Genomic DNA, 13,272 nt, shown 5'->3' on the forward strand with positions numbered 1-13,272 from the left:
GGATTTCAATGAAAATAGTAGTAACTGGTGGCGCAGGTTTTATCGGCTCACATTTAGTTGAGCGTTTGCTGGAGGAAGGCCACACCGTTTGGACAATAGATGATTTCTCGAATGGGCGGCCGGAATTTTTATCCCATCTCCAAAATCATAAACGTCACACACTTATCCAAGGCTCAGTAATGGATCGAGTGGTGATGAAGAAATTGATTGCCAAAGCTGATGTTGTTTACCACTTAGCGGCTGTTCTAGGCGTTAAAAATACGGTAGATGATCCCATTAAAGTTATAGAAGGCAACATTGACGGTACACGCAATGTACTTGAATTAGCATATCCGCGCCATGTCAAAGTCATTTTTGCTTCAACATCCGAAATATATGGAAAAAATGAGGAGCTGCCTTTTCACGAAATGTCCGGACGTATCTATGGTGCCCCATCTGTTCATCGTTGGTGCTATGCAACGGCGAAGTCGCTGGATGAGCATATGTGCTTTGCTTATGCCCAAAAGGGACTGCCAGTTACCGTGCTTCGGTATTTCAACGCATACGGACCTAGGCAAACAAATTCGCAATATGGCGGTGTTGTAGCACAATTCATTAAGGCAGCCTTGAAGGGAGAGCTACTTGAGGTTTATGGAGATGGGTTTCAAAAACGTTGTTTCACTTATGTAGAGGATACGATCTCTGGTACTTTAGCAGCACTCAAGCCGGAAGCTAACGGACTTGCATTCAATATCGGTACGAACCGCTCTATCTCGATTAGGGAACTTGCAAACTTGATTGTTTCTCTTAGCAATTCGACATCTTCTATCGTGTCCAAAACGTATGATGAAGCTTATGGCGCGGGTTATGAGGATATACCGGCACGAGAGCCGGACTTAACAAGATCACAAACTTTGCTTGGCTATAGACCTTCCGTGAAGTTGGAAGAAGGACTTATGAGAACAATAGATTGGTATCGAAATCATATATGATTTTTGTTCCTTTTGGCTGAAAGAGGGGTGACGGATGAAAATTGCACTTGTTTCATATTGGTGTGTTCCATATACAGGTGGAGTATCCACTTATGTATTGGCACTCAGGAAAGGACTTGAAGATAGGGGGCATGAGGTCGATATCCTCTCTCATAACGAAACTGGGCAGAATTACCACGTTGTCGATAAAGGTAAGTCGATTGATAAGCAAGCTGTATTAACTCCGATCATGCAGTATATGGGTCTTCGGTTCAATGAGAAATCATTGAATTATGATTCTTGGTTGGCAGCAATGGACGGGGAACGAATCGCTTTCCGTCAAGCATTATCCGAATTTTCCTTAAAGGAATATGACCTGATTCATGCGCAAGATGTGATCTCTGCGATTGGAGTATCTGAAGTTAAGCCGCGAACTACACCTCTTATTGTAACCCTTCACGGGAAACTAGAAGCCGAATGGAGGCTTCATGGTTATATTTCTGATGATACCCTATCTGAACAATGGGGAAATGCGCTCGATCATTATGGAAGCATGGTTGGTGATTGGAATATTTACCCTTCCAAATGGCTTAAACAACAATATGAATCAACTGGGCTCATGAATGATATACAAATGGATGTTATTCCATATGGATTCGATACGTTATCTTTCCTCCATAAATCTACTAATGGAATAATAACGACGAAACCAGAAGGGGTGAAGCTGTTGGTCTGTCCCGCGCGTCTAGATCAGGTGAAAGGCCATGATGTTTTATTCCATGCACTTTCATTGCTGTTAAAGAACCGTTCGGATTGGATATGTTGGTTGATCGGAGACGGACCGCTGCGGGATAGTCTTGAACAAGTGATGAACCAGTATAATCTGGAGGGCCATGTCAAGTTTCTTGGACATCGGAACGATATGGCAGCTCTATTGAAGGAAGCGGATTACGTTGTAGTGCCAAGCATTCATGATAATTTTCCGTTCGTGGTCATGGAATCGCAAGCAATGGGGAAACCGATCATTGCTTCAGCAGTAGGAGGTATTCCAGAGATGATAACTCATGGCGAGAACGGTTTATTAGTGCCAGCCGGTCGAGCAGATTTGTTATGCAGCCAAATTCATAAACTATTCAATGATGACTCTCTTCGAAAACGTCTGGCCAATAAAGCCAGATCTTATGGACTCAAAAAATGGTCATTGGATAAGATGTGCGATCGAACTTTACAGCTGTACGAAAAGGCGCTTCAAGTCAAGCGAGGTGAAGTAAATTGAAAATTTTACTTGCAACGTACTGGCTGATCCCTCATGTTGGAGGGGTTTGGGTCTATATTCAAGATTTAAAAGCAAGCTTGGAACGACTAGGTCATGAGGTGGATGTGTTCGCTAGGCATCCGGATGAAAATAGCTATTATATGGCTAATACTGGTGAGCGGGTAGAGAAAGAGAGATTTAAACGGCTCGTCGAAGGCGAAATACGAGCGATCTACGCTCCATACCAGTCGCTAATTGATCCATGGATTGTTGAACAGGAAATTGAGTTCTGCTCTTATGCCCTTGCAGCATCTTATTTTGGACTTGGAAAATATGATTTGATTCATACTCAGGATGTCATTTCATCCCGAGCACTATGGCAAATTAAACCGGAAGAGATACCATTAATAAGTACAATCCATGGATGTCTCTCAACTGACTACTGGGTATCGCTCGAAGGGAAATTGCCGTCCGATACGATTTGGAAGTATGCATGTGCTCGGGAGTATTATGGCGCAACCTCAAGCGATTTGACTATTGTTCCGACGAAATGGCTGCATGATACGCTCGTTGGATATATGGTGCCTTCCCAGCATATGGAGGTTATCCCATATGGGATGAACGTGGAGCTATATTTGCAACGGATGAATGAACGCTCTACCTTTACGATACCGGATGCAGCGAATGTCATCATCTGTCCTGCGCGATTTGACAAAGTAAAAGGGCACAGCTGTTTACTAGATGCTCTGTATACTCTCAAACAAATAAGAAATGATTGGATATGTCTACTCGTTGGTGATGGGAATCTTCGGTCAGAGTTAGAGTCGAAAGCAAACCGCTTGGGCTTAGCTAGTCACGTCATTTTTACGGGCAGCAGAAATGACGTTCCGTCATTGATTAAGCAGTCTGATATCGTCGTGCTCGCAAGCTTAAATGACAATCATCCGTTTACTGTCATGGAAGCGCAGATTGCACATAAGCCACTCGTTGTTTCCAATGCTGGCGGTATTCCGGAAATGGTGAAACACAATCATACGGGATTGGTTGCAAAAGCTGGGGACAGTGACGAATTGTCACACTGCTTGAATGCACTGCTGGATGATCATAAGCTTCGCAATAAGCTTGCAGCAAATGGTTACAAATGGGGCGTGAATCGATGGTCACTAACGACCATGGAGCAGCTAACCACCCATCTTTATGAACAGCTCTTGAATAAACAGCGTATACGAAAAGTAACACATCCTCCGAAACATGTTGGAAGACATGGGGCATGGATAAGCTCATCACTAAGAGAAGTGTACAATATGTACATCCCGCAATCCTATTCAATTGTTGATGATCATATTATTGGTTCCGTTCTATATCAAGGAAAATAAAAAAACTATCTGAAAGGAAAGATTTCATGACCAATATACAAATCACTCCATCAGGTCCTCAACAAGAACCTTCCATCGCTCTTAATTCACTGGATCAATCTACTGTCATCGTAACAACAAATGATCTGCGGTCGGGGAATAATATGACGACGATCTACCGGTCAGTCAATGGCGGTGCATCATACACCGAGATGCTGAATCCCCCTCCAGCGGGGTTCGCGGCATCAGGTGATGGTGTAGCAGCGTACGGTTATCCTAATCTGTTTCTTGTTGCAGCGACAGCTTTGAATGTGAACCCTGTAAGGGACTCGTCCATTATCGTGTACCGCTCGACGAACAATGGCGCCTCCTTTTCAACCCCAATCATTGTAAACCAGGGGTTTGGCACCGCGGTATATAACGACAAGCCGTCAATACGCATAGATACGTCGAATGGCAGTCCGTATCTTGGTCAAGCGTATATTGCTTTTACACGTTATTTCAACAATTTCCAAAGCTCTGAAACATTGATTTCGCGATCACTAGACCAAGGGATAACCTGGTCTACTCCCTTTCTGTTAACAAATCAAGTTCAAGATGTTTCGAATTTTGGATCGAGTATCGCAATTGGTCCCGCAGGCGAAATTTATGTCGGATGGATGCAATATGGTCCAGGAACGCCGCAATTTCTTATGCGCAGATCAGATGATGGGGGAGTGACGTATGGTCCTATTATTACCATATCGACAGTCTCGTTAGTTCCAACCCCTCTTCCTGTTCCAACCTTTGGTTTTCGCGTCTTGACGATTGCTTATTTAGCCGTAGATATCTCGCCATTTAACGGAGAAGGCATCGTCTATGCTGCTTGGCAAGACAACCGTACAGGTTCTGCACATATATTTCTCTCGCGATCGACTGACAAAGGCGTTTCATGGTCAACGCCAATTCAAGTAGATGATAGCCCTTCAGGATCGCAAAATATTTTGCCCAATTTAACGGTATCACGTGATAATGGCGGGGTGAAGGTGATGTACTATACGAACCGTGTAAGCAACTCGTTAATCGATGTGTTTTTAGCTGAATCAAACAATGCCGGTTCGTCGTTTGCGCCTAATCTTCGTGTGACAAGCGTCTCCTTCGATCCGAATGCGGACCCGTCATTAGGCACTCCAACACCATCGATTGGTGATTATAACGACCTAATTGTAAAAGCAACTGGCGCAGCACTCATTGTCTGGATGGACACACGGACGGGATCACAGAACATCTTCGAGGATATCTAAACAAAGAGCGAATTGATTTCCAGCCTAACGGAAATCAATTCGCCATACTGCTTAGTATAGAAACGGTAAAGGTATCGGACTATTGTGTTATAGAAGAACGGTACCGTCCAAATGAACTGGACCAATAATCGTAGCAACGTTTTGACCGATATGTTCAACAGTTAATGCGTATTGCTGGAATGTGCCAACGATAGCAGGAATAGCCGTCTCGGTGTGTTGGAAAGAAGTCGTGAAATCGAGCGGTACCCATGGACCTTCACTTGCGGTTCCTAAAAATACGGAATCAGTCGTTTGGAAGACTACCGTCGCGGGGGCACTCGTTCCGCCGCGTCGAATGCGGAAGAGAAGCTTCGGTACGATATTCAGAACGAGTAATTGCGCCTCCCAGCCGATGGTTGCTTTTAACTCAATCCGGTTGTTTACACTAGTAACTTGAAGAAAGATAGATGTCAGCAGCACTTCCGAACCGGGAGAAATAGAAAGGGGGAGAGACCCTGTTCCAACGGGAACTTCTTGAAACTGGTAGTCATTAATGATTACAGCCATAGCTTTCACCTCCTTTCCTATTGAAAAAAGCATAAATTGGGATATTTAAAAGCCAATCGTTGTACCCATTAACGTAACCGGACCAACAACCGTAATCGTTCCGAGTCCATTGCTTTGCACAGTCAAAAAGTATTGTTGAAACGAACCGACAAGGCTTTGATCAGGCGATTCTACGTGATTTAAAGTTGTTGTTATGATGTTCGAGATCAACCCGCCTGTTCCTAAAAATTCCGAATCTGTTGTTTGATAGACCTCAGGGAATGCCACCGTAGACCCCCCGCGTCGGATGCGGAATGTGAGTTTGGGTACAATCGGAAGCAAAAGTAATTCAGCTTGCCAACCGACCGTAGCTTGTAATACTAATTTATTGCTTGTGCTCGTGACATTAAGAAATACGGATGTTAATAACGTTTCGGTACCGGCAGCCAGCAATAATGGTAATGACTGTGTGTTTTGCTTCACTTCTTGTGACGCAAAATCAACTAAAAATGCCATACTCTCAACTCCTTTTTAATCGTAAATTACCCGATAATTGATCCTAATAATGTAACGGGTCCAAAAATTGTCGCCCCACCTGTGCCGCTCAGTTGCGCGGTTAAAAAATACTGTTGATAGGTTCCTGCAATTGCGGGGGTATCAGGAGAGTCGGAACGCTGAAGGGATGTAGTCAAGTCAGAAGTCAGTACCGGTATCAAGTTGCCAGCTCCTAGAAAAACGGAATCTGTAGTCTGAAAGATGAGCGTGCTAGCTGGTGTGAATCCACCGCGGCGGATACGGAAGATGACCTCAGGAACTAGGGGCAGCAGTGATAGTTGAGCCTCCCAGCCGACGGTAGCAGACAGTTCCACTTCCACATTCGCATTAGCGATATTAAGAAAGATAGAGGTCAGCAAAACTTCTGTGCCAGCTGGCAAATTAAGAGGAAGCGACATTTGTCCGATAGAAACTTCTTGTGAAGCAAAATCAATCAATTGAGCCATTTACGCAGCTCCTTTCCTGTTCAATTGAATATTACATTATAGTAGATTCATAGATTCACATCGCGGACACGGATAGATGTACCCGTTTAAAGGTTTGATTTTTTTGGTTATTGGAGGAAAGAGAATGGATGACGAAATTACGAAGATGGAACGAATGTACGCGACGTCCTTCCACGATGTCATGATGGATCATCATTATCGATATCATTTTGCATTGAACTACATTCGTCGTGGAGATTATATATTGGATGCGGCTTGCGGCTCAGGGTATGGCACTCATTACTTGGCTACAAACTCTGCTTGCACACTGACTATCGGTGTGGATCGATCGGATCATGCATTAAATTGGGCGATTGATCATTTCTACTGCGACAATACCGTTTATGTGAAAAGCGACTTATCTGGATTGTTTCAAGAAGAACTTCCTATCCAAAAGTTCGATGTTATTACCTGCTTCGAAACCGTCGAGCATATGAAGGATGATCGGTCATTCGTCCAGAAGCTTTATGATTCTCTTAATGTAAACGGCATTCTTCTTATCTCAGCACCAAATGAAAAGGTTATTCCGCATTTGAACAATCCGTACTTCCTAGGTGGTGTGAATCCTCATCACTATCGCCATTATCAACCTAATGAATTGTCCAGCTTGTTGACGGATTGTGGCTTTCGTATCCAACAGGTATGTACACAAGATAATGAGACGTATGAGCTTATTATAGGCCGTGATGATGGTTTTACAACGGTTCTTGTTGCCATGAAATGAATAAAAAATAGGCGATCGCTCTCAGGCTGAATGCCGAGAAACGATCGCCGCTTTAGCCTATTATTTACGGTAATACTCATAAGTTTGTGTTAATCCTTCGATTAAGCTAACTTTCGGCCGCCAACCCAATATTTGTTCAGCTTTCAAATTATCGAGACAGCTGTCCATAATATCACCTGGCCGCTCTGGGCCATGTGCAACATCTATGGCTGAGCCGTGAATCATATTTAACCTATGCACTAAGTTATTAATCGAAGTAGGCAAGGCTGTACTTATGTTGATCGTTTCTTGATTCCCTTGACGGCTCGCAGCTATATTTGCTCTTACAACATCTTGCACAAAAATAAAATCGCGATTCTGATTGCCGCTGCCATGCACAAAAAGCGGAAGCCCCTTATGCAGGTTGCTCATAAATATGGCAATAACGCCACCTTCACCTTTTGCAGTTTGACGAGGACCATATACGTTGCTATAACGTAATATCGTGTAGTTAATGCCGTTCAATTCATGAAACAATCGAATATAGCACTCGCTTGCATGTTTGGATAAACCATAATAGGAAATCGGAGAAGGTAATGCATCCTCCGATGCACGTTCTTTTTTTGAGACACCATATACGGCCGAGGTAGACGAGAATATGATTTTTCCGACGCCAGCTTGCTTGCAAGCATGAATAAGCCGCACGGTACCAACGATATTTACGTTAGCGTCGAATGCAGGGTCGGCTATCGACCGTTGAACATCAACCTGAGCTGCCATATGAAACACAACATCCGGCTTAACTGTTTGAATGATTTGAGAAGATGAATCGCTGTTTATATCTTCAATATGCAATGTTGCTGCAGGATTTACATTTTTTATTGATCCAGTTGTAAGATTGTCGATAATGTGTACCTCAGCGCCATTATCGATAAGCATATCTGTAAGATGGGAACCAATAAAACCTGCACCTCCTGTAACCAAAGCTTTCATAACACAACTCCCCACTATGACGTTTTGATTCATCATATGCATAAAAAAGGGATTGGAATATGTATTCATACCCTAGGTTATAGCCAATTTGACAGCAGAAATAATAATGGAGCGGCATATATTACGCCCCTCCATGTGGATGACAAACCTGCCGGTATTATGAACGTTGCTCCGGGTACCAAGATTCCAGCTAATGCAAATAGCTTATTTAGGTTATAGGTTTGAAATAATATTTTGTATGTTGTTGATCATTCCTGTCCATACCGTAATCTGTCTGTCGGGATATGTGAATGCAACATCAATATAGTCTCCTAAAGACGGGCAAGGCTCCCCATAACTCGGATCTGCGTTAGGATCAAATGAAGTGTCTGATAGGCGGGTATTAACAGCAAAAGTGGCGCCTGCATCTCCTGAAGTTGTGCCATAAACATCAAGCATACTGGAGTCGACGCGATTCGTGTAATACACAATTTGGATGAGTCCCGTACTACGAGAAACCGCAATATTCGGATAAAAATTTTGCGTACCAGTAGGGCTGTCATCCACTTGAATCGGTGTCGACCAAGTATTTCCTTGATCGGTTGACCTCGATAAGTAGATGTGCGAAAAGCCAGTCTGATAACCTTGCCAAACGGCGTATAGTATTCCTTGGCCGAGATTGGCCGAAATATCTACCGCAAGGAAGGCGCTGGTCAAGACGCGGAAAGCGAATCCGGGTACGGGAAGGGGACTTGGGACGAGGGAAATATTCGATACTACAACAATCGGATTAAAGGTCGCACCTCCATCATCGGATCGTCGAATGAGGAATTGAGGATTACCTGGTGCATACTGCGCCCATGCTACATAGACCTGTCCCGTTGGTCCTATTGCTACATTCGTGCCGAACACGGCGGTTCCTGTCGTTTGATTTGACAAAAGAATGGGAATCGACCACGTTTGTCCTAGATCGAGAGAACGTTGATAAAAAGTGCCTGAGGTGGCGAAATTGTCATAATATCGTGTAAAGCCAACATGTGCCAGACCGAGATAAGGACTTCCGTTAGAGTTATCGAGTTGAATGAAGGGTTTATCATTATATATTTGCTGTCCAAAGCCCTCACATGTAATGACCGGAGCGGAGAAAATAACTCCATTATCTGTAGAAGTATAGACGGTGATAGAAGAATCCATGACCGGATTCGTGTTCAGTGCGGTGCAGGCTATCATAAATGTATTGCGATAGCCATAAGTGCCTATAGCATTACCTTGGGTAGTAAAACCGACAGGTAGAGTCAGCGTCGGACTGGTTGGGTACGTAAACCCGCCATCCTGCGACACATATACATTGATTCTGGAAGTTCCTGTAGAAATGCTGCTAGATGTAACAATGACGGTTAAGTTGTTCAAAGTATTAACGGTAATGGAAGGCTCTTGCTGTGATTGCGCACCCATAGTAACCGGTATGTTCGTCAAATAGATGTCCTCCTCATGGTAGATTTTATATGTAGAAAAACAACTTGTCACCTACAAACGGTAGGAACAAGTTGTTTTCTTCTATTATCCTAGAACTTGCCCTGTAAGGTTTATCGGTCMGGTAATGGCCACGTTTCCGAGGCCAAAATAGGAAACGGTCAAAAAGTAGGGTACAGCGACACCAATTAACGTTGGATTTGGTACTTGCGTATGAGTGAAGGAAGTGTTAAATGATACCTGAGTTATAAAGCCCATGTTACCAGGAAATAGCTCGGAGTCCGTGGTTTGAAATACGATAGGATCTGTTGGGCTGAATCCTCCCGTACGAATACGAAAAGTTAGTTGGGGAGATACAGCCTGATTGAGAAGTTGTAACGCCCAACCGACATTTCCCCAGAATTGAAGCTGGTTCGTTGAGCTTGTGGCTGTGAGAAATATCGAAGTTAAATTAATCTCGACCCCCTGTGTTAGTCCTAGGGGCAACGATCCACCGCCTGCGGGAACCTCCTGTGTAGCATATTGCAGAATACTTGGCATAGGTCTATTCCTCACTTTTTTTAGATTACATCGGGACCCTGCTTTTAACCGAGAATCATGCCAGTAAAATTGACAGGACCAATAATTGATACATTTCCGATGCCAATTTGTTGAACAGTCAAATAATACTGTTGATAACTACCTACGATTGATGGGCTAGGATTCTCAGAATGATCAAATGAAGTATTAAAGTTGATAGGCATAATGAATTGTTGGAAGTCCGGTAAATACTGAGAATCTTGTATCTGAAAGACGATGGGGGAGCTCGATCCCGAACCTCCACGGCGAATTCGGAAGATGAGTTCAGGTATGATGGTTTGATTCAGCAGCTGTACTTCCCATCCTACGGTAGCAGATATTAATAAGTTGACGTTTGTGCTGGAAATATTGAGGAATATTGAAGTCAAGGCAAGTTCGGGGCCTGGGGTTAAATTTAAAGGGAGCGACCCTGAACCAATTGGAATTTCTTCCTTGTCGAAGTCAAGGATATTGAGCATTTAAATCACAACTCCTCTATTGTAGACTATGGTGAATTCATTGGCTGTATTCTTCAATTATCCTAATACAAACCCTGTTAAATTTACAGGACCGACAATGGAAGCATTGCCAACTCCTATATTCTGAACGGTTAAGAAATATTGTTGTGCTACTCCTATTACTGACGTTGGTGGGAGCTCCGTGTGATCAAATGCTGTAGTCATTCCAATATTCATACTGATAGCCGTGTTTCCAATTAGCAAAGCAGAATCCGATGTTTGAAACACAATCGGAGAATTCGTTCCAAATCCGCCGCGCCGAATGCGGAAGACAAGCTCGGGAGCAATAGACGTAGTGGTGATTTGTGCTTGCCATCCAATGGTAGAGTACATGAAGATATACTGATTAGAGCCGGTGACACTAAGCCAAATTTCAGTTAGTGGTAGTTCGGAAGCCCCTGCATTTACAGCCAAGGGCAAAGACCCTCCTCCGATAGGGACCTCTTCAAATTCAAAATCAAGGATATTTAACATGAGCGACATCTCCTTTATTATGATACTAGCCTTAATGACTTGTCCGATTATGATGATAGGTACAACAACCGTTACACCTTCACATTCAGACATCTCCTTTCAGTTGAAATCTACTACCATTCCACTATATTCAAACTATTTTGAAAGAAATGTACAAAAACCCCGATACAAAAGTACAATTTTCTGAGAGGAACATCCCTATGAGTTCACTTTCGTCATGTATTGGATATTCGAATGTTCTCTATTTAATAGAAGAATCTAAAAAATATGCTGAATTTGGACCGACTGATTATAGAAGACAATTTCGAAATCATAAGTGAAAATAAGGGTCAGTCTCGAAAGTAGATATAACTACTAACTTGTGGTCGGTGGATGATTGTATCGGAAAGTGTAATTGGAGAAATGATGGGAACGATAGATCAGAATAGTAAAATGGCTGTACAGGCATAGTCTCCTGTACAGCCATTTATTCATGGTGTTCAACATTATCATTCAGAGCGGGCAATCTCGCTAGAGAGCTTACTGCTTTTGAGACAGCCCCTTATTTAATTAAATTAGTATGCCTTACGAGAGCTAGACTTGATATTGGAGGTACTCTCCTGATCTTTAAGCTGTGCAATCAGTTTATCACCTTCGACATCCAGGTTCGGCAGCAGGCGGTCTAACCATTTAGGCAGCCACCAAGCTTTATCGCCGAAGATTGCCATGACCGCCGGGACGAGTGCCATACGGACGATAAAGGCGTCAATAAGGATACCGATCGCCAGTGCAAAACCAATCTGCTTGATCATGATATCATGAGCGAAAATAAAGCCAGCGAAGACGGACACCATAATTACGGCTGCTGCTACAACTACGCGGCTGGCCTGATTGTATCCGTGAACGACGCTCTCCGTTCCATGATGCCCATGGACATAAGACTCTCGCATGGTGCTGACAAGAAAGACCTGATAATCCAAGTATCATTTGAATTCGAAGAGAAGACGAAGATTGCTTGGTTGATTCAACCGAAACAGGAAGGATTCTTCTCCAGCAGAGTGACGGTGACGAGAGAGCAGGCTTTGGCGTTTGTTAAAGGCGCAGCAGAGATGATCCAGAACGCGTGCAAGAAGCTGCTCAATATAAAACTATCATTCGCCGTGGGTACGACATACCGGGAATGGAAAGAGCTATCCGATCAGTTTGAGCATTTGCGCTTGTTGATGAATCGCGGGCTGGGACTTGGACAAGAATTACTGCTGCTTGAACAGGAATCACACGAACTTGCCGCGGATTTAGACGTAAGAGAGCTGCGCAAACAAATGAAGAAAATGACGTTGATGCAAACGCTTCTGGAAAACGGTCAACAGGTACATTTTTCTGTCGAATATTCCGCACTGATGAAGCTCGCGGCATCTGCTGAAGGAAAATCAGACAGTACTAGAAGTGAAATATATTTTACGCTCATTTCTATTTTCTTATCGTACGTGAATCGCTGGAAGGTTCATGAGGAAATCGGCGATGACATTAACCTCGGAAAGATGACCCTGTTGGATTACACGAACAATTGGTTTGAAGTGACCGAATACTTCGGGAAATTGGCTGAAGTGATTTTTGAGCACAAATCATCGGGTCAAGGGTATCAGGAGATGGATGTTGTAAGTCAAGTTCAGCGTTATATCCGGCACAATGTGGCAGGCGATCTTAGCTTGAATCGAATTGCCGAGGTGGCAGGCCATAATCCGTCTTATTTATCTAGGTTATATAAACGCATAACGGGTGAAGGACTATCCGATTTTATTACGGCGGTGAAAATAACGAAGACGAAGGAGTTGCTGGGGGAAAATAGGTTGAAAATCAACGAAATATCCAAAGCAGTCGGTTTCTTGTCCAAGCAATCATTTTACCGTTTTTTTCGTAAAGCAACGAATGCAACCCCGCAGGGATACCGGGATCAGATTGGAAGGTCAACAGATGATAGTCGAATGTAAACAACGGCGAATAGAAGGGGGACGACAAGCTCTATTATAATCAAGGTGCAAGATCGCGAAGAGACAATTGCGAAGGGGAAAATAAATAGCTAAGTGAATATCAACTAGTTGTCCGAAATGTGCAAAAATAAGACTTTATCTTTCAAAGACTTGAAACGATTACTTTTTGTAAAATGAAACAATAAAACTTGTGAAT

The 13,272-nt window shown here is 43.3% G+C and carries 14 protein-coding genes; 6 read left to right on the top strand and 8 right to left on the bottom strand.

The window, feature by feature from the left end:
* Positions 1 to 8: 8 nt before the first annotated feature.
* Genes AC1DM9_RS26880 through AC1DM9_RS26895 form a run of 4 tightly spaced genes read left to right on the top strand, consistent with a single transcriptional unit; the run spans position 9 to position 4,843 of the window.
* Positions 9 to 971, top strand: coding sequence for an NAD-dependent epimerase/dehydratase family protein (locus tag AC1DM9_RS26880; RefSeq protein WP_441874888.1), 963 nt, complete (start codon positions 9 to 11; stop codon positions 969 to 971).
* A gap of 34 nt (positions 972 to 1,005) precedes the next feature.
* Complete coding sequence (locus AC1DM9_RS26885) at positions 1,006 to 2,226, top strand: glycosyltransferase family 4 protein (protein ID WP_477583144.1); 1,221 nt, start codon at positions 1,006 to 1,008, stop codon at positions 2,224 to 2,226.
* Positions 2,223 to 3,581, top strand: a complete 1,359-nt coding sequence (locus AC1DM9_RS26890; protein WP_477509765.1) for a glycosyltransferase family 4 protein — start codon at positions 2,223 to 2,225, stop codon at positions 3,579 to 3,581. Before AC1DM9_RS26885 ends, AC1DM9_RS26890 begins: the two co-directional genes overlap by 4 nt.
* A 26-nt stretch (positions 3,582 to 3,607) precedes the next feature.
* Positions 3,608 to 4,843 (top strand): sialidase family protein, encoded by a 1,236-nt coding sequence (locus AC1DM9_RS26895; protein ID WP_477509764.1) that lies wholly within the window; start codon positions 3,608 to 3,610, stop codon positions 4,841 to 4,843.
* An 87-nt stretch (positions 4,844 to 4,930) separates the two neighbouring features.
* Here AC1DM9_RS26895 and AC1DM9_RS26900 read toward each other — a convergent pair whose 3' ends face one another.
* From AC1DM9_RS26900 to AC1DM9_RS26910, 3 genes are read right to left on the bottom strand one after another with little or no spacing between them, the layout of a single operon-like run.
* Positions 4,931 to 5,389, bottom strand: a complete 459-nt coding sequence (locus AC1DM9_RS26900; RefSeq protein WP_475442679.1) for a hypothetical protein — start codon at positions 5,387 to 5,389, stop codon at positions 4,931 to 4,933.
* Positions 5,390 to 5,434: 45 nt separating this feature from the next.
* Complete coding sequence (locus AC1DM9_RS26905) at positions 5,435 to 5,884, bottom strand: hypothetical protein (protein ID WP_076265539.1); 450 nt, start codon at positions 5,882 to 5,884, stop codon at positions 5,435 to 5,437.
* 26 nt (positions 5,885 to 5,910) lie between these two features.
* On the bottom strand, positions 5,911 to 6,369 hold the full coding sequence (locus tag AC1DM9_RS26910) for a hypothetical protein (protein WP_477583147.1): 459 nt from the start codon (positions 6,367 to 6,369) through the stop codon (positions 5,911 to 5,913).
* 124 nt (positions 6,370 to 6,493) lie between these two features.
* Here AC1DM9_RS26910 and AC1DM9_RS26915 point away from each other — a divergent pair, with 124 nt between their 5' ends.
* Entirely contained in the window at positions 6,494 to 7,132 is a 639-nt protein-coding gene (locus AC1DM9_RS26915; protein WP_441874899.1) for a class I SAM-dependent methyltransferase, read from the top strand.
* Between the two features lie 60 nt (positions 7,133 to 7,192).
* Here the strand turns inward: AC1DM9_RS26915 and AC1DM9_RS26920 are convergent, their stop codons facing one another.
* The 5 genes from AC1DM9_RS26920 to AC1DM9_RS26940 all read right to left on the bottom strand — a co-directional run bounded on the left by AC1DM9_RS26920 (position 7,193) and on the right by AC1DM9_RS26940 (position 12,035).
* Complete coding sequence (locus AC1DM9_RS26920) at positions 7,193 to 8,104, bottom strand: NAD-dependent epimerase/dehydratase family protein (protein ID WP_477509763.1); 912 nt, start codon at positions 8,102 to 8,104, stop codon at positions 7,193 to 7,195.
* A 213-nt stretch (positions 8,105 to 8,317) separates the two neighbouring features.
* A complete protein-coding gene (locus tag AC1DM9_RS26925; protein ID WP_477509762.1) occupies positions 8,318 to 9,559 on the bottom strand; it encodes a sialidase family protein in 1,242 nt (413 codons plus the stop codon).
* A gap of 581 nt (positions 9,560 to 10,140) precedes the next feature.
* Positions 10,141 to 10,593 carry a hypothetical protein gene (locus AC1DM9_RS26930; protein WP_441874907.1) on the bottom strand — a complete coding sequence of 151 codons (453 nt, stop codon included), beginning with the start codon at positions 10,591 to 10,593 and terminating at the stop codon, positions 10,141 to 10,143.
* 57 nt (positions 10,594 to 10,650) lie between these two features.
* The gene (locus AC1DM9_RS26935; protein ID WP_441874909.1) at positions 10,651 to 11,199 is read right to left on the bottom strand and encodes a hypothetical protein; all 549 of its coding nucleotides are present in this window, start codon (positions 11,197 to 11,199) and stop codon (positions 10,651 to 10,653) included.
* A 461-nt stretch (positions 11,200 to 11,660) separates the two neighbouring features.
* Positions 11,661 to 12,035, bottom strand: a complete 375-nt coding sequence (locus tag AC1DM9_RS26940; protein WP_477509760.1) for an MMPL family transporter — start codon at positions 12,033 to 12,035, stop codon at positions 11,661 to 11,663.
* A 699-nt stretch (positions 12,036 to 12,734) separates the two neighbouring features.
* Between AC1DM9_RS26940 and AC1DM9_RS26945 the strand changes: the two genes are divergently transcribed.
* Positions 12,735 to 13,076, top strand: coding sequence for a helix-turn-helix domain-containing protein (locus tag AC1DM9_RS26945; protein ID WP_477528303.1), 342 nt, complete (start codon positions 12,735 to 12,737; stop codon positions 13,074 to 13,076).
* Positions 13,077 to 13,272: the final 196 nt, after the last annotated feature.

The sequence above is a fragment of the Paenibacillus sp. 01T431 genome (genome assembly GCF_056398625.1).

Coding starts and splice junctions, on each gene's coding strand:
- AC1DM9_RS26880 (WP_441874888.1), top strand. CDS start 9: ATGAAAATAGTAGTAACTGGTGGCGCAGGTTTTATCGGCTCACATTTA.
- AC1DM9_RS26885 (WP_477583144.1), top strand. CDS start 1,006: ATGAAAATTGCACTTGTTTCATATTGGTGTGTTCCATATACAGGTGGA.
- AC1DM9_RS26895 (WP_477509764.1), top strand. CDS start 3,608: ATGACCAATATACAAATCACTCCATCAGGTCCTCAACAAGAACCTTCC.
- AC1DM9_RS26900 (WP_475442679.1), bottom strand. CDS start 5,389: ATGGCTGTAATCATTAATGACTACCAGTTTCAAGAAGTTCCCGTTGGA.
- AC1DM9_RS26905 (WP_076265539.1), bottom strand. CDS start 5,884: ATGGCATTTTTAGTTGATTTTGCGTCACAAGAAGTGAAGCAAAACACA.
- AC1DM9_RS26910 (WP_477583147.1), bottom strand. CDS start 6,369: ATGGCTCAATTGATTGATTTTGCTTCACAAGAAGTTTCTATCGGACAA.
- AC1DM9_RS26915 (WP_441874899.1), top strand. CDS start 6,494: ATGGATGACGAAATTACGAAGATGGAACGAATGTACGCGACGTCCTTC.
- AC1DM9_RS26920 (WP_477509763.1), bottom strand. CDS start 8,104: ATGAAAGCTTTGGTTACAGGAGGTGCAGGTTTTATTGGTTCCCATCTT.
- AC1DM9_RS26930 (WP_441874907.1), bottom strand. CDS start 10,593: ATGCTCAATATCCTTGACTTCGACAAGGAAGAAATTCCAATTGGTTCA.
- AC1DM9_RS26935 (WP_441874909.1), bottom strand. CDS start 11,199: ATGTCTGAATGTGAAGGTGTAACGGTTGTTGTACCTATCATCATAATC.
- AC1DM9_RS26940 (WP_477509760.1), bottom strand. CDS start 12,035: ATGCGAGAGTCTTATGTCCATGGGCATCATGGAACGGAGAGCGTCGTT.
- AC1DM9_RS26945 (WP_477528303.1), top strand. CDS start 12,735: ATGGATGTTGTAAGTCAAGTTCAGCGTTATATCCGGCACAATGTGGCA.